At 59.5% G+C, this 15483-nt stretch carries 13 protein-coding genes; all 13 read left to right on the plus strand.

The genetic code is table 11. The features are described from left to right. The first annotated feature begins 44 nt into the window (after positions 1-44). A complete protein-coding gene (locus tag VSX58_RS18635; protein WP_327619403.1) occupies positions 45-797 on the plus strand; it encodes a sugar phosphate isomerase/epimerase family protein in 753 nt (250 codons plus the stop codon). Positions 798-799: 2 nt separating this feature from the next. Then, complete coding sequence (locus tag VSX58_RS18640; protein WP_327619404.1) at positions 800-1744, plus strand: sugar kinase; 945 nt, start codon at positions 800-802, stop codon at positions 1742-1744. A gap of 174 nt (positions 1745-1918) precedes the next feature. After that, positions 1919-2914 carry an NAD(P)-dependent oxidoreductase gene (locus VSX58_RS18645; protein WP_327619405.1) on the plus strand — a complete coding sequence of 332 codons (996 nt, stop codon included), beginning with the start codon at positions 1919-1921 and terminating at the stop codon, positions 2912-2914. A 94-nt stretch (positions 2915-3008) separates the two neighbouring features. After that, a complete protein-coding gene (locus VSX58_RS18650; protein WP_327619406.1) occupies positions 3009-3917 on the plus strand; it encodes a LysR family transcriptional regulator in 909 nt (302 codons plus the stop codon). A gap of 396 nt (positions 3918-4313) precedes the next feature. Continuing rightward, positions 4314-5309, plus strand: coding sequence for an enoyl-CoA hydratase/isomerase family protein (locus tag VSX58_RS18655; RefSeq protein WP_327619407.1), 996 nt, complete (start codon positions 4314-4316; stop codon positions 5307-5309). A 146-nt stretch (positions 5310-5455) separates the two neighbouring features. Further along, entirely contained in the window at positions 5456-6295 is an 840-nt protein-coding gene (locus tag VSX58_RS18660; protein ID WP_327619408.1) for a BKACE family enzyme, read from the plus strand. Between the two features lie 34 nt (positions 6296-6329). After that, positions 6330-7499, plus strand: coding sequence for a thiolase family protein (locus VSX58_RS18665; RefSeq protein ID WP_327619409.1), 1170 nt, complete (start codon positions 6330-6332; stop codon positions 7497-7499). A gap of 2 nt (positions 7500-7501) precedes the next feature. After that, positions 7502-8167, plus strand: a complete 666-nt coding sequence (locus VSX58_RS18670) for a 3-oxoacid CoA-transferase subunit A (protein ID WP_327619410.1) — start codon at positions 7502-7504, stop codon at positions 8165-8167. Further along, a complete protein-coding gene (locus VSX58_RS18675; protein ID WP_327619411.1) occupies positions 8164-8808 on the plus strand; it encodes a CoA-transferase in 645 nt (214 codons plus the stop codon). Before VSX58_RS18670 ends, VSX58_RS18675 begins: the two co-directional genes overlap by 4 nt. Before the next feature lie 25 nt (positions 8809-8833). Next, complete coding sequence (locus VSX58_RS18680; RefSeq protein ID WP_327619412.1) at positions 8834-10183, plus strand: MFS transporter; 1350 nt, start codon at positions 8834-8836, stop codon at positions 10181-10183. A gap of 34 nt (positions 10184-10217) precedes the next feature. Further along, positions 10218-11396, plus strand: a complete 1179-nt coding sequence (locus VSX58_RS18685; RefSeq protein ID WP_327619413.1) for an acetyl-CoA C-acetyltransferase — start codon at positions 10218-10220, stop codon at positions 11394-11396. A gap of 188 nt (positions 11397-11584) precedes the next feature. Then, entirely contained in the window at positions 11585-13519 is a 1935-nt protein-coding gene (locus tag VSX58_RS18690; protein ID WP_327619414.1) for an FAD-dependent oxidoreductase, read from the plus strand. Positions 13520-14090: 571 nt separating this feature from the next. Beyond that, positions 14091-15470, plus strand: a complete 1380-nt coding sequence (locus tag VSX58_RS18695) for a carbohydrate porin (RefSeq protein WP_327619415.1) — start codon at positions 14091-14093, stop codon at positions 15468-15470. Positions 15471-15483: the final 13 nt, after the last annotated feature.

A 15483-nucleotide genomic window follows, 5' to 3' on the forward strand; every position in this document is an offset into this window, starting at 1 on the left:
ACAGGAAAACAGAAGGCAATGTGTCGACCCTCGCTGGAGCGGATATGAAAAGAGAAATCGTGGTGGTGACGGCGGCCTATGGCCGCGATGTCGTAGAGCGGCTGGGCGGCCAGGCGGCGCTGCTGCCGATTATCGCCGAGTCGGGCGCCGACGGCGTGGAAATACGGCGCGAGCTGCTGACGGAGCAGGAATTACAGGCCTTGCCGGCGCTGGCCGCAGGCATCATGCGGCATCGACTCTTTGCCGTTTATTCCGTGCCGGAAGGGCTGTACTCCGAGGATGGCGCGCTGAACCCCGCGCTGGAAACGCGTCTGGCGGAAGCCGTGGCGCTGAAAGCGCGGGCGGTCAAATTCTCCCTGGGAAATTACCGCGCGGGGGATGACCTACGCGCGCTGAACGCCTGCGTCGACGGCCTGCCGCTACAGGTGGTGGTGGAAAACGATCAGACGAAAGAGTACGGCGTTTTAGCGCCGCTGCAGGCGTTCTTCAGCGCCGTCGGACGGAGCGGCTCTCCCGTCGGTATGACTTTCGATATGGCGAACTGGCACTGGGTGGATGAAGACGCGCGGCAGGCCGCCGTCCGGCTGGCCGAACATGTGCGCTACATTCACGTCAAAGCGGCGCAGCGGCGTCATCACCGGTGGCATGCGGTCGATCTGGACAGCAGCGACGGCGGCTGGCGCGCCCTGATTTCTTTGTTGCCGGAACGCGCGATGCGCGGCATTGAGTTTCCGCTGACCGGCCGGGATCTGACGGCGGTCACCCGGCATTATGTTGATTTACTGAGGGAGGATTGAAGATGAGCGCCACGCTTCCACTGGATGTGATTACCTACGGCGAAGCCATGGCCATGTTCGTCGCCGATGAACCCGGCGAGCTACGCCAGGCCGGTCATTTCACCAAACGTATCGCCGGCGCGGAGCTGAATGTCTCCATTGGCCTGTCGCGCCTGGGGCTCAACGTGGGCTGGGTCAGCCGGGTAGGAAACGACTCCTTCGGGCGTTTTACTCTGGATACGCTGGAAAAAGAGGGGATCGACCGTCAGTGCGTCACTACCGACGCGCGTTTCCCTACCGGCTTTCAGCTTAAATCGCGGGCTGAAAATGGAACCGATCCCATCGTGGAGTATTTTCGCCGCGGCTCAGCGGCCAGCCATCTGGCGGTGAGCGATTTTGACCGCGACTATTTTATGCGCGCCCGCCATTTGCACCTCAGCGGCGTCGCGGCCGCCATCTCCGACAGCTCGCTGGCGTTAGCCAACCACGCGGCGCGGGAGATGCGCGCCATGGGCAAGAGCCTGTCGTTCGATCCCAATCTGCGCCCGGTGCTGTGGCCGAATCAGCGGGTGATGCGCGAAAAGCTGAATGAGCTGGCGTTTCTGGCCGACTGGGTGCTTCCCGGACTGAAAGAGGGGCAGATTCTAACCGGAAAACAGACGCCGGAGGAGATCGCCGATTTCTATCTCGCGCGCGGGGTGAGCGCCGTCATTATCAAACTGGGCGCGGACGGCGCCTGGTTTAAAACCCGCTACGGAGAGCGGCGGCACGTCGCCGCCGTGCGCGTAGAGCATGTCGTCGACACCGTGGGGGCCGGGGACGGCTTCGCGGTCGGCGCGATCAGCGCGCTGCTGGAAGGGAAAACCCTGGCGCAAGCCGTGGCGCGCGGCAACCGCATCGGCGCGCTGGCGGTACAGGCGATTGGCGATAGCGAAGGGCTGCCGACGCGCGCGCAGCTGGGCGAATAACGAACCGGCAACACCTCTGTTTTTGTATCACCGCCTCTATCTCTGGACCCTACATTCCGGCACGGATGCCTGACCAATGAATTCGGCGGATGACAATATCATTGTCAAACCGGCCGACGCGCAGAAACCGGCGATGGCGGCGGCGTAAGCGCCTTCCCTCACAAGAGGTTACATATGAAACAACCAATTGTATTGTATAAAAAAATCCCGCAAGACCTGCATCAGCGCCTGGCGGATCGCTTTACGGTGCGCTTCTTTGACGGCATCAACGCCGCCAATCAGCCCGAGGTTATTCGCGCGCTGGGCGACGCCAGGGGCATGATCGGCGCCAGCGTGCCGGTTCGCGGCGCGTTGCTCGACCAGGCTCCGCGCCTGCGGGCGATCAGCACCATCTCCGTGGGTTACGATCAGTTTGACGTCGAGGATCTGACCCGGCGCGGCATCGTGCTGATGCATACGCCGACGGTGCTGACGGAAACGACGGCCGACACGGTATTCACCCTGATCCTGATGACCGCCCGCCGGGCGCAGGAGATGGGGGAGCTGGTCAAATCAGGCCGCTGGACGCGCAGCATCGGCAGCGAATATTACGGCACCGACGTTCATCACAAAACCATCGGCATTCTGGGCATGGGGCGCATCGGTTCGGCGCTGGCCCGCCGCGCCGCCGCCGGGTTCGCCATGCGGGTATTATACTGGAACGATCGGCCCAATCTTCAGGTGGAGCAAACGCTGGGCGCCCGGCGCTGCGAACTGGAGACGCTGCTGGCCGAGTCGGACTTTGTGGCGATCACGCTGCCCTATAGCGAGCGGACGCACCATCTGATCAACGCCGAGCGCTTACGCCGGATGAAGCCGGGCGCCATTTTGATTAACGGCGCCCGCGGGCGCATCGTCGATCAGCCGGCGCTGATAGCGGCGTTAAAAAACGGCGTGATTCGCGGCGCCGGGCTGGATGTTTTTGACGTGGAGCCGCTGCCCGCCGACTCTGAGCTGCTGACGCTGTCGAACGTGGTGGCGTTACCGCATATCGGCTCGGCGACCCATGAGACGCGCTATAACATGGCCGCGCGCGCGGTGGATAATCTGATTAGCGCGCTGCATGGCGAGATAGGGGAGAACAGCGTCAACGGCGATCGGCTTAAATCAGGAGCGGGCGAGCGGCGATAGGTGCATTTTGATTGCTTTCACAGTTCATGCGCGGCGATTTGGCTATAGTGTCATCCTGTTAGCCTGGTCACGCTTCGGGTGGAAGCCACGTGCGATGAAAATACAGCTGTTATACGAATTTATTCAGTTGTCCGAACTGCTTAACTTTAGCCGGGCCGCGCAGAAGATGAACATAACCCAGCCGGTTTTAAGCCGTCACATGAAAGCGCTGGAAGAGCAGTTCGGCGCTGAATTGCTGCGACGCGATACGCACAGCGTGGAGTTGACCTCGGCGGGAAAACTGTTATCGGTGGAGGCCCGCAAAGTTATTCAGCAGTATGAGAGCTCGCTCTCCGCCGTTAACGCCTTTACCGGGAAAAGCCGGCGCCGGCTGACTATCACCTTCCTGGGCGAAGCCATCCAGCATGTTCTGGTGAAGCTATTGACCCGGTTTCAGCGCAGCCATCCGGATATTACGGTGGAGTGCCGCGACAGCGAATTGGACGAGTCCCTGCTGTTTCTAGAGCAGCATGTGTGCGATCTGGGGCTGCTGCTGCGGCCTAATTTTCTGGAAAACAAAAAGTTTAACTCCCTGACGTTTCAGACCGACGCGCTGTGCGTGGCGGTAAACAAAAATCATCCGCTGGCCGGACGGGGGCGCGTCTCGCTGAGAGAGGTCAGTAAGTGGCCGATTATTCGCGTCGATCCGCGCGAGTTTTGTCTGTCCGAGGAGTACAGCACCCGATTTTTCGATTGCTATAACATTGATTACCATCTGGATAAGGAGTATCCCAATCTGAAAACCTGCTGTTTTAATCTGGAGTTCAGAGAGCGGGTCGCCTTACTGATGCCGAAGCACCGCGGTTACTTGCTCGGCGCCAACGGCGTATTGCTGGATGTGATCGAAAAGGATTATTGGTTTAATTTGGAACTGGTGTGGGATAATAAAAACGCCAATCCTTGTATTTCTCTTTTTTTAAATGAATTTAAATTTTTTTTAAATGAAAGGACGCTGGTTTCCTGAATAATTACCCATGTCAAAACTCGTCTGAATATATCCTTCGTTCTGTTTTTTTTCTGTCTAAAAATAGCTTTTTACTTAAGGAAATGTTAAGTGTGATATCTGTCGCATTAACGCCATGTCAATGCGCATGTATTTCTGATTTGATATTTTAAATTCGTTTTTAATATTTGGTAATATTTTGTTTTTAAACATTAAAAAATAAAAATATCTGCTTTTTAAAATGGCTATGTTGAAAATGCATAACCGGGGAAATAAAAAGAATTTCTACCGTCATCGGCGCGATGTTAGGTTTTTATTAGCGGGAAATACCAGCGGTGAAATGTGAGTTACATCACTTAAGTCGACGTTACTTCCACTCATTCCAGTTAATTAAATAGAGCCGTAAAGGAGTTGAAGATGGTGATTAAAGCCAATTATGAGTCCGATGCCGGAAAACGTAAAGAAATGTCGCATAAGGAATTGGGAACGATTCCCCATATGCCTTTCGAAGAATATTCGGAAAAACTAAAACATTGCTTCACCATGAAGCGCAAGAACGGCATTCTCGAAGCCCGCCTGCATACCAACGGCGATAGCCTGCAGTGGGGCGCGCCCGCGCATCAGGCGCTGCACTACTTCTTCGATTGGGCCGGCCGGGATCCGGATAACGAAATCATCATTCTTGGCGGCACCGGCAAGGACTTTATGCGCGGGATCGGCCGGCTGGATGAAAACGGCAACTGGCTTCCGGCCACCGAGTTCAACTCGGCGCCCGACGAAGCGTGGAAGATGTATGAGTATCAGTACTACGACGGAACCAACGATATCGAAGGCCAGGTCTTTGACGTCGAGGTGCCGACCATCGGCGTATGGAACGGCGCCGCCTTCCATACCGATCTGGTGCTTTTCAGCGACATCACTCTGTGTACCGAAGACGCCTGGACCACCGAGATGCATTTCCGCGTCAACATGGTGCCCGGCGACGGCATCCAAATCGCGTGGCGCGAATTGATGGGGCGTAAACGCTATGCCTACGCCGAACTGACCGGTGAAATCATTACCGCCCGCAAGGCGCTCTCCCTCGGCATGGTGAATGAAATCTGTCCTGATACGGAGGCGGCTTACGACCGCGCCTGGGAGATCGCCGAGCTGATTATGCGCACCGGCACCCGCGTGACGCGCCGCATCACCACCCAGCAACTGCGTAAAGCCTGGAAGGAAGATATCGCCAACGAACTGCGCAACGCTTTCGCGACGGAAATGTTCGTCACCGCCACCGAACACTCCCCCCACGAAGTCAACTACTGGAACTGGGCGCACGAAGAGGCCGAACTGGTCAAGGCCGCCGAGAAGCGAGGCAAGATCATTCGCCCGCGCATCGGGGGCGGCCAGGAGGAGGACGAAATCAAGTAAGCGCCCGCCGGCTGTTGACAAAGTCAGATATTACTCGCCCCGCAGGGGCGAGTAACAAAGCCAACGCGCAGACAGCTGGCAGTATGACGGGTCTAAATACTTAACGTATTGATTATAAATAATAAAAATGGTGATCGGGGAAATCCATGAACACAGGAAACGACGTTATTATCTCCGCCGCGCTGACCGGCGCGGTGACGCCAAAAGAGATCAATGAATCTATTCCGCTGACGCCGGAGGAGATCGCCGCCGACGCCTATCGCTGCTGGCAACAGGGCGCCGCCATCGTCCATCTTCATATGCGCGACGAACGCGGGCTCGGCACGATGGATTGCGGCAGGTTCGCAGAAACCCTCCGTCTGCTGCGCGGCTACGCTGACTGCGATGTGATCGTCAACTGCACCACCTCCGGCGACCATCGCGCCAGCGATGCGCAGCGGATGGAGCACGTTTCCCGGCTGGACGGCATTGAAATGGCCTCCTGGGACGCCGGCTCCTTTAACTGGATGCCCGGCGGCGTGTTCGTCAACTCGCCGCGGTTCCTCGGCGAGCTGGGTGAAATCCTGACCGAGCGGGCGATCAAACCGGAAGTGGAGATTTTCGATAGCGGCATGCTGGGCGTGGCCGGCTATTTCGTTGAACAGGGCAGGCTGCGCGCGCCGCTGCATTATCAATTCTGCCTCGGCGTGCCGGGCGGCATGCCCGCCACGGTGGAGAACCTCAACTATCTGGTATCGCATATTCCCGCGGACGCCACCTGGTCGGCCTTCGGCATCGGCAGGCACCACCTGCCGATCCTGTTCGCCACGCTGGCGCTGGGCGGGCATGTGCGGGTCGGGCTGGAGGACAACGTCTATTTCAGCAAAGGGGTCAAAGCCACCAATCCACAGCTGGTCGAGCGCGCCGCGCAGGCCGTTCGCCTGTTCGGCAAGCAGGTCGCCACGCCGGCCGCCGCCAGGAAAATGCTCGGGATCTCTCCTCTGTAGTTATCCCTTTATGCAGCGACATCGGGAAATGATTATGAAAGAAGCAGTGATTGTTGCGGCGGTTCGCACGCCGATCGGCCGTTGCCGCGGCGTTTTAGCCCCGGTGCCGGCGCATAAGCTGGGCGCGCTGGCGGTGAAAGAGGCGGTGCGCCGGGCCGGGATCGCTCCCGAAAGCATTGATGATGTCATCTTTGCCAACTTAATGAACAACGAAATCAACAATATGGGGCGGATGGTGGCGTTGGAGGCGGATCTGCCGGTCACGGTGCCGGGGATTACGCTCGACCGGCAGTGCGCCGCTTCGCTAAACGCGCTGGCCTACGGCGCGATTCAGATTATGGCGGGGTTTGCCGAGACCGTCGTCGTGGGGGGCGTGGAGAGCGACTCCCGACGCACCTGGTCGCTGGAGAAAACGGAAATCGCCTATTCGGTACAGCCGCCGCGCTTTGTCGATATTCACACCTCGCCGGACCGGCTGGGCAATCCTTCCATGGGAATAACGGCGGAAAACATCGCCCGGCGCTATGAGCTCACCCGCCGGGAGCTGGATGAATTTTCGCTGCGCAGTCATCTTTTGGCCGCCGCCGCCTGGCGGCAAGGGGCGTTTGACGAACAGGTGACGCCGGTGGCGCTGCCGGACAGGAAAGGGCGGGAGATGGTGATTCAGCGCGATGAGTCGGTACGTTCCGACTGTTCGCTGGAGGCGCTCTCCGCGCTGCGTCCCTGCTTTTGCGACGAGGGCATCGTCACCGCCGGCAATAGCTCGCCGATGAGCGACGGCGCGGGCGCGCTGGTGGTGATGGAGCGTTCGCTGGCGCAGGCCCGCGGGCTGGAGATCCTGGCGACATTTCGCGGCTACGCCGCCGCCGGCGTCGATCCCAACGTGATGGGGCTGGGGCCGGTGCCTGCCGTGCGCAGGTTGCTGCGACAAACCGGCCTGACGGTCGAGGACGTCGAGCTGTGGGAGCTGAACGAGGCTTTTGCCGCCCAGTCGCTGGCCTGTATCCGCGATATCGGCATGGATCCGCAGCGGGTCAACCCGAACGGCGGGGCGATCGCGCTGGGCCATCCGCTGGCCGGAAGCGGCGCCATTCTGGCGACCAAAGCCGTTTATGACATGCGGCGCCGCCGCCTGAACAACGCCGTCATTACTTTTTGCGTCGGCGGCGGTCAGGGCGTCGCCGTCCTGCTGACGAGGGGGTAACGATGGCGGAAAAATTCGCTTCAAAAGATGAAATTATCGGCCTGTTTCAGGACGGGCAAACCTTAATGTGCGGCGGTTTCGCCAATCATGGCGTGCCTAACCGTCTGATTCAGTGCGTGATCGACAGCGGCGCGCGCCACTTCACCCTGATTGCCAACGACTCCGGCGATGCGGATCTCACCATCGGCCGTCTGATTCATCACGGCCTGGTGGACAAACTGATCGCATCGCATATCGGGCGCAATACCGAAACGGTGGCGCTGGTCGCCGCCGGAAAAATCGAACTGGAGCTGGTGCCGCAGGGCAGTCTGGCCGAGAGGATGCGCTGCGGCGGCTCCGGACTGGGCGGCGTGCTGACCCAAACCGGCATCGGCACCCTGGTGGAGGAGGGAAAGCAGTCGGTGATGGTCGGCGGCGAGCGCTATCTGCTGGAAACCGCGCTGCGGGCGGATATCGGCCTGGTGCGCGCCCGCACCGCCGATCCGCTGGGCAATCTCACCTATCGCGGCACCATGCGTAACTTTAATCCGCTGGTGGCCAAGGCCTCCCGCCTGACGCTGGCGGACGCCGATATGCTGGTGGATGTGGATGAGCTGGGCATCGATAGCATCATCACCCCCGGCGCCTATGTGGACAAGATCCTGACGATGCAAGGAGAACGGCTATGAACGTACGCGACAGAATCGCCAGACGGGCCGCGCAGTACTTTTCGTCCGGCGACGTCATCAATCTCGGTATCGGCATCCCCAGCCTGTGCAGCGACTATGCGCCGCCGGGCGTGATGTTCCACACCGAAAACGGTCTGGTCGGCATGGGACCGCTGGTCGACGGACTGCTGGCGGTGGAGGGCTTTTCCAACGCCACCGCGCTGCGATTTGCGCCGGCGCCCGGCGCCTGCGCCTTCGACAGCGCCGAATCTTTCGCCCTGGTGCGCAGCGGCAAGCTGGCGGCGACGGTGCTGGGCGCGCTGCAGGTGGCGGAAAACGGCGATTTGGCCAACTGGGCGCAGCCCGGCCGGGTATTCGGCATGGGCGGGGCGATGGATCTGGTCAACGGCGCCCGCAAGGTGATTATCACCATGGAGCTTTGCACCAAAAACGGCGAGCCGAAGATCGTCAAATCATGCGGTTATCCGCTAACTGGTAAAGGCTGCGTGGACCATATCGTGACCGAGCAGTGCGTGATTGACGTGACGCGCGACGGGCTGGCGCTGGTCGAGCTGCTGGAGGGATTGACGCCTGAAGATATTCAACGCCAGGTCGAGCCCCGGCTGATCGTCGCCGATCGGCTGACGACGATGCCGGCCTAACGGACGGCCGCGGGAGAACAGGGCTATGGCGGAGCAAAAAAATAACATGGCGTTAAGCGATACCACCAGCGGTTATATCAGAGGTCATATGTCTCTCACCACCACCGATAATCATGGATTTGGCGCGCGCGGCTGGACGGTCATCGTCTTTCAGGCGGTGATGTTCTGGCTTGCCGCCGGCGCGGTCACCCACGGGCTGAACGTGATTCTGCCGGCGTTGTCGCGCACCTACGGTCTGGAGTACAGCGCGCTGCTGGCGCTGGCGACGCCGGCCTCCTGGGCGTCGATTCCCGCCGGTCCGGCATGCGCCTGGCTGTGCGAGAAAAAGGGCGCGAAGTTCAATATCGTGTTTTGCCTTACCGCCTGCGGGCTGTGTTTCGGCCTGCTGGGGTATTGCGGCTCCCTGACCGGGTTCACGCTGCTGTTCGCCGGCGTCTGTTTTTTCGGCACCGGTTTCGCCTACGTGGGCGGCACCGCCATTATGGCCAACTGGTTCGTGCGCAAATCCGGGCTGGCGTTAGGGTGGTGTACGGTGGGGCAGACGTTTTCCAGCGCATTTTTCGTTCCCGCGCTGGCGGCGCTGTTCGTCTGGTTCGGCATTCGGCACGGCTTCTGGGGCATTGCGATCATGATGTTTATCATGGCGGTATTGGTGTCGCTGTTCGTCGCCAATAAGCCCGAGGACGTCGGCCTGGCTCCCGATAACGAGCCGATTTCCGCCGCGGAATTGGGCGAGCGGGTCCGCGATCACCATAGCTATGTTTGCCCGCTCGGCATCCGGCAGCTGCTGCGCATGCGCGACGTCTGGTTTATGGGGTTCGCCACCGGCGCTATCTACATCATGCTGGTGGGGGTGGTCAGCCAGATCGTTCCCCGGCTGATGGCGATGGGCTATGAGCTGAACACCGCCATTTTTTACATGACCGCCTCGGCGCTGTTCGGCACGGCGGGGGCATACGGCTGGGGCTGGGTGAATCATCGCATCGGGGTGAAACGGGCGCTGCTGGTCTATACCGGCTGGTGGATGACGGCCGTCGTCATCAACCTGTTTGCTGATCATAGCGTGATGCTGTGGATCTCCCTGCTGATGATCGGCATTGCCCTGCCGGGCGCCACCAATTTAAGCACTTCGCTGATCGCCACCAAATTTCCCCGCCGCCTTTATGTGCGCGCCATCGGCATCGTACACCCGATCCAATCGGTGGTGCGCTGCTTCGCCTTCTCCATTCTGGCTTTCGGTCTGGCCTATTTGGGGGGGTATACGGGCGCTTACCTTTTGCTGGCGGGCGTCGGCGGCATCGCGCTGGCGCTGATTTGGCTGACCGATGTGACGCCGGTGGACGCGGGCGCGCCTGCCGGAAAACGGCGCGGGTAGCGCCTGGTTAGAGCTATTGAGATAAGAGGCGATTATGACATCACTGGTTATTGTCGGCGCGGTGCGTACGGCCATCGGCAAATTCGGTGGCAGCCTGAGCAGTTTCAGCGCGCCGCAGCTGGGCGCGTTGGTTATGGAGGCGGCGGTACGCCGGGCGGGGCTGGAGCCGACGGAGGTCGACGAGGTGATTTTCGGCAATGTGCTGCAGGCGGGGCTGGGGCAGAACCCCGCCCGTCAGGCGCTGCTGCGGGCCGGCCTGCCGGATACCACGCCGGCGACCAGCGTCAATATGGTCTGCGGCTCCGGTCTGCAGAGCGTTATTTTCGCCGCGCAGAGCATCGCCGCCGGCAACGCCAATGTGGTGCTGGCCGGCGGCATGGAGAATATGTCGGCGGCGCCCTATCTGCTGAATCAGGCGCGCTGGGGCTGCCGGATGGGCGACCAGACGATAACCGACAGCATGGTTAACGACGGCCTGTTCTGCGCTATCAACCGTTATCACATGGGCATCACGGCGGAAAACGTCGCCAGGCGCTGTCATATCAGCCGTCAGGAACAGGATGAAGCGGCGTTGCTCTCCCAGCGGCGGGCGGCGGCGGCGATTGAGCATGGCGCCTTTCGGCAGGAAATTCTCCCCGTCCTGTTGAAAGGTAGAAAGGGCGACGCTCTGTTTGCGGTTGACGAGCATCTGCGCGCCGACGCCTCGGCGCAGAGTTTGGCCAAACTGGCGCCGGCGTTCGCCGCCGACGGTTCGGTGACGGCGGGCAATGCCTCGGGGATTAACGACGGCGCGGCGGTGCTGGCGGTGATGAGCGAGGCGCAGGCGCAGCGCCGGGGCGTTAAGCCGCTGGCGCGTATTCTCAGCTATGCCGTCAGCGGCATCGATCCCGCGCTGATGGGGCTCGGGCCGGTGCCGGCGACCCGGCAGGCGCTGAGCCGGGCGGGGTTAACGGTCGGCGATCTGGATCTGGTCGAAGCCAACGAGGCCTTTGCCGCGCAGTTTGTCGCCGTGGGCCGAGAGCTAAAACTCGATATGGAGAAGACCAATGTTAACGGCGGCGCGATCGCGCTGGGGCATCCGATTGGCGCATCCGGCGCCCGGATTCTGGTCACGCTGTTACATACATTGGCGAACAGGGATAAAACGCTGGGGCTGGCGACGCTCTGCGTCGGCGGCGGGCAGGGGGTGGCGATGATTGTGGAGCGGCTGTGATCGCCCCGGGTATCTCGAACTCATGAATGGGTTGGTCACCAAACGCATATAAATACGCTCGGGGGAAAGCTTTTTGTCGTGTATGTCACTGATATTAAAAATTAAATGTGGTTGTTTTGGTGCCAAAAGATAAAAAATCAAATGCGACATGGAGCATTGATAAAAATATCACATACAAAGGTGCAGATATGAAAATGAAAAAGAGAAGAAGCACATGGCAATGGCGGTCGGCCATACTCTTGCTGGCATGCAGCATGACCGGTTTTTCTTATGCGGATACGCCGAACGGAAAGATTACCGCCGGCCAATACAGCGCCACGGAAAAAGGCAATGAGGGTATGGTCGGTGTGAAAGTCACGGTTGATGCCGCCGGCGTGATTAAAGACATTGAAGTCGATTCCAGCCAGGAAACGCCCGAGCTCGGCGGCGTGGCCGGTCCCCAGGTCGGCAAGGCGATCGTCGATAATCAGAGCCTGGCGGTGGACGGCATGACCGGCGCCACCATGACCAGCAATGCGGTGAAGAGGGCGGTCTCCGCCGCGCTGCTTAAGGCGGGAGCGGACGTCGCGCGCTACCAGGGCAAGGCGGCGAAACAGGGCCAGGACGAGGAGATGCGCGTCGACGTGGTGGTCGTGGGCGGCGGCGTGTCCGGCACCGCCGCGGCGCTGGCGGCGGCGGAAAAAGGGGCCAAGGTGCTGGTGGTCGAGAAGATGCCGGTACTGGGCGGCGCGGGCCGGATGGCCAGCGGCTTTACCGCGGTGGAGTCGTCGCTGCAAAAGGCGAAAGGGATGAAATACACCGCCGCCGAGCTGACGCAGCGTTTGTTGGAATATAACCAATATCTGTCCAACGGGCCGCTGACGAAAAAGATCGTCGATAAATCGGCCTCGACGGTGGATTGGATGATCGGGCATGGCGTCGAGCTGGAGATCATAGCGACAACGCGCGACGCCAAGCAGAGCTCGGTACAGCAGGCGCATCTTGACGATCCGATAAAATCGGATGTGTACCACCGCATCAAAAACGGCGGCGAAGCGGCGTATAAAACGCTATATGCGGAATTCGCCAAGCTGGGCGGGAAAGTGATGACCGCAACCACCGGCAAATCACTGCTCCAGGACGATAAGGGCAACGTGACGGGGCTGATCGCGGAAAAAGCGGATGGCGGCAAACTCACCGTGCACGCCAGGGCGGTTATTCTGGCCAGCGGCGGATTCGGCGCGAATAAGCAGATGCTGGATGAAGCGATGCTGACGTCGAATATTTTCCCGCTGGCGTGGCCCAACATGGGCGAAGGGCTGAAAATGGCCTGGGCGGCCGGCGGCGCGAAGTGGGATATGCAATCCGCCTTGATTCATGCCGCGCAGTTGGTCGGCATCGAGCCTTCGGAAGAGGCGCATCACGGCGGCGGCGAACAGGCCAAGGGCGACAGCCCGTTAATCTGGCTGCTGAAGTCGCCGCTGCTGTGGGTGGATGTCGCGGGCGAACGTTTCGCCGACGAAGGCCATATCTACGACACCGCGTTCTGGGCCAACGTTGCTTATTCCGTCGGCGGCAACTATTACATCGTCGTCGATACCCCGACGCTGAAATCTTTCACCAAAAACGCCATGCCTTTCCCGCTGTCGGGCGCCGGGCCGGCCAACCCGCCTAAACCCGGCGACTTCGTCGCATTGGCGGACGCGGGCGTCAAAGGCGGCAAGAGCGATACCATATTCAAAGGCAAAGACATTGCCGAACTGGCGTCTCAGATGGGCATCGCGCCTGAGCGGCTGAAAGCCACCGTCGAGCGCTATAACGGGCATGTTAAGGCCAAACAGGATAAAGATTTCGGCAAGAAGGCGGACTATCTGGCGTACGGCATTGAAAAAGGGCCTTTCTACGCCTTTAAAGCGGTGGTCGTCAGCCTCAGTTCCCTGGGCGGCGTGCGGGTGAATTCCGATTTGCAGGTGACGGATGTGAATTTGCGGCCTATTCCCGGTCTGTATGCGGTCGGGAATAATGCCGCCGGTTTCTACAGCGTGCCGGGCTATCCGCCCTATCAGGGATTGGCGAACGGCTTCGCGCTGAATTCCGGGCGTATTGCCGGCGAACATGCCGCGCAGGTTATTCTGAAGAAATAATTAAGGCTGTTTTAATTATTACGCGGCACCGAAAAACGTGCCGCATTAATTACCACCAAAGATGAAAACTGCGCGGGAATAATTATCTCGGCCGGGAAGGTGATAAATAGTTATTTATCCGGCGACCATTTCCCCATACTCTCTTCACAAATAAGGCGAGTAACGCAGAGATAATAAAAGGCTAATTATACCAGTCATCTTTCAAGTTGCACGGGCGTTGGCTGCATTCAATGACCTGGATCGCTTACTTGAGTAAGCTCAACGGGATTCTTTTGATTGCCGCGTCATTTGGCCTGATGGCCTCACCCCTTCGGGGTCAGCGCACGCGCTGTGCAAAAACGCTTTTGGCGTTTTTGTCCTGCAACTCGAATTATTTAAGGTATGGAAATTAATCGTCTATCGCAAAAGAGGTCGTCATGCCCGCGCCGGCGGACAGCTAAAACAACGGCCGTATGGTAGGGAATAATATGAGTATTCCCTATTGGGATAGGCGCTAATAATTAGCGCTGTCTTTATTATTTTATTTAATGACCGGCAGTTTCCATCTTATTGACCTCTATTGGATGGCACAATGAAAATAACACACCACAATATATGGGCGAGAATGATCTCCGCCGGGGTTGTCGTATCCGGAATTATCCTGTTCGCGGGCGGCTCGATGGCGGCCACCGCGGCGGAATCCTCGGACCGTCCTCTGTCCGATGCCGGCGCATGGCTGGCGGAGCACGGTATTACGCCACATCTGTTCGCCTCCCAACTTTGGTTGGGAAACCCCAGCGCCGGAACCACCACGGACGAGCATCAAACCTATACGATGTTTTTCGCCGGCGCGGATTTCGATCTGGATCGGATGGGGCTGATTCCCGGCGGCAACGTTCACTTCATGCAACTGTGGGTACCCTTTTCCCACAATCTGGAATACGGCAATAAAGCCGGCGGCATGCTGGCCGGCGACCCGCCGCCCTATATTCCCAAGACCGCCCATCTGCTGCGTTTCACCTATGAACAGAAGCTGTTGGACGACCGGCTGTCGATCGAGTTGGGTAAAAGCAACCCCGGCCAGTTCTTCGGTTTCACCAACTGTAACGTACAGTCGTCCTGCGTGAACACCATCCTGAATAAAACGGCGGTATTCGGGCCGGCGCCCTATGCCGGTTGGGGCGCGCGCGTCGGCTACCGCTTTACGCCGGCGCTGGAGTCCAATATCGGCGTCTGGCGTACCTATCAGGCGTTTCCCTTTACCAACGGCTGGGAAAGATGGGACGATGACTATGATTCGGGCAACACTCTGCTGGTCGCCAATGTGGCGCGGCGCGTCAACTGGCGGCAGGAACCCTATCCCTTCAACTGGGAGGTCATGGCGTTTCACAACTTCCTGGAATACGACGACATTTACTATACGGAAAATGGAACGTCCAAAGTGTACGACGCCGGTTCCGCGGCGCGCACCCGCGATGGCGTATCCGGCGTTTATCTTACCGCCAGAAAAGCCCTGTGGCGGCGCGACGGCGGGGCCGATCCGCAGAATCCTTCCCCCAGCGCCGTCAGCCTGCACGGCAGCGTAACGCAGACCCTGCAATCGAATGCCTATACCGGGGCGTCCACGCTGGCGGACGTCGGGCTAATCTGGTCCGGTCCCTGGCAGAGTCGACCTCACGACAGCTATGGGCTGACCTTCCGCTGGGCCAGGATGACGGAAGGGGGAGAGCTCTACTTACAGGATATGTTCGACTCGCTGGGAGGAACCGGCTGGCGGGTGCCGCGCAACGAGTATCAACTGAGCATTGACGCTTCCATCATGCTGACGCCGGAGGTGAATTTGCAGATGACCGGCAGCCGCGTCTGGAATAACAGCAACTGGCAGTACGCCTATTCCAACGTTAAGCCGGAGAATGGCTATACGTTCTGGATCTCGCTGAACGTAATGCTGGACAAGTTGCTTGGGCTGTAACGCCGCAAGCGGC

Source organism: Brenneria populi, assembly GCF_036016195.1.
GTDB classification, from domain to species: domain Bacteria; phylum Pseudomonadota; class Gammaproteobacteria; order Enterobacterales; family Enterobacteriaceae; genus Brenneria; species Brenneria populi.

Bases quoted from the DNA above. Each gene is read 5' to 3' on its own strand.
- VSX58_RS18635 (WP_327619403.1), top strand. From the start codon at position 45: ATGAAAAGAGAAATCGTGGTGGTGACGGCGGCCTATGGCCGCGATGTC.
- VSX58_RS18640 (WP_327619404.1), top strand. From the start codon at position 800: ATGAGCGCCACGCTTCCACTGGATGTGATTACCTACGGCGAAGCCATG.
- VSX58_RS18645 (WP_327619405.1), top strand. From the start codon at position 1,919: ATGAAACAACCAATTGTATTGTATAAAAAAATCCCGCAAGACCTGCAT.
- VSX58_RS18650 (WP_327619406.1), top strand. From the start codon at position 3,009: ATGAAAATACAGCTGTTATACGAATTTATTCAGTTGTCCGAACTGCTT.
- VSX58_RS18655 (WP_327619407.1), top strand. From the start codon at position 4,314: ATGGTGATTAAAGCCAATTATGAGTCCGATGCCGGAAAACGTAAAGAA.
- VSX58_RS18660 (WP_327619408.1), top strand. From the start codon at position 5,456: ATGAACACAGGAAACGACGTTATTATCTCCGCCGCGCTGACCGGCGCG.
- VSX58_RS18665 (WP_327619409.1), top strand. From the start codon at position 6,330: ATGAAAGAAGCAGTGATTGTTGCGGCGGTTCGCACGCCGATCGGCCGT.
- VSX58_RS18670 (WP_327619410.1), top strand. From the start codon at position 7,502: ATGGCGGAAAAATTCGCTTCAAAAGATGAAATTATCGGCCTGTTTCAG.
- VSX58_RS18675 (WP_327619411.1), top strand. From the start codon at position 8,164: ATGAACGTACGCGACAGAATCGCCAGACGGGCCGCGCAGTACTTTTCG.
- VSX58_RS18680 (WP_327619412.1), top strand. From the start codon at position 8,834: ATGGCGGAGCAAAAAAATAACATGGCGTTAAGCGATACCACCAGCGGT.
- VSX58_RS18685 (WP_327619413.1), top strand. From the start codon at position 10,218: ATGACATCACTGGTTATTGTCGGCGCGGTGCGTACGGCCATCGGCAAA.
- VSX58_RS18690 (WP_327619414.1), top strand. From the start codon at position 11,585: ATGAAAATGAAAAAGAGAAGAAGCACATGGCAATGGCGGTCGGCCATA.
- VSX58_RS18695 (WP_327619415.1), top strand. From the start codon at position 14,091: ATGAAAATAACACACCACAATATATGGGCGAGAATGATCTCCGCCGGG.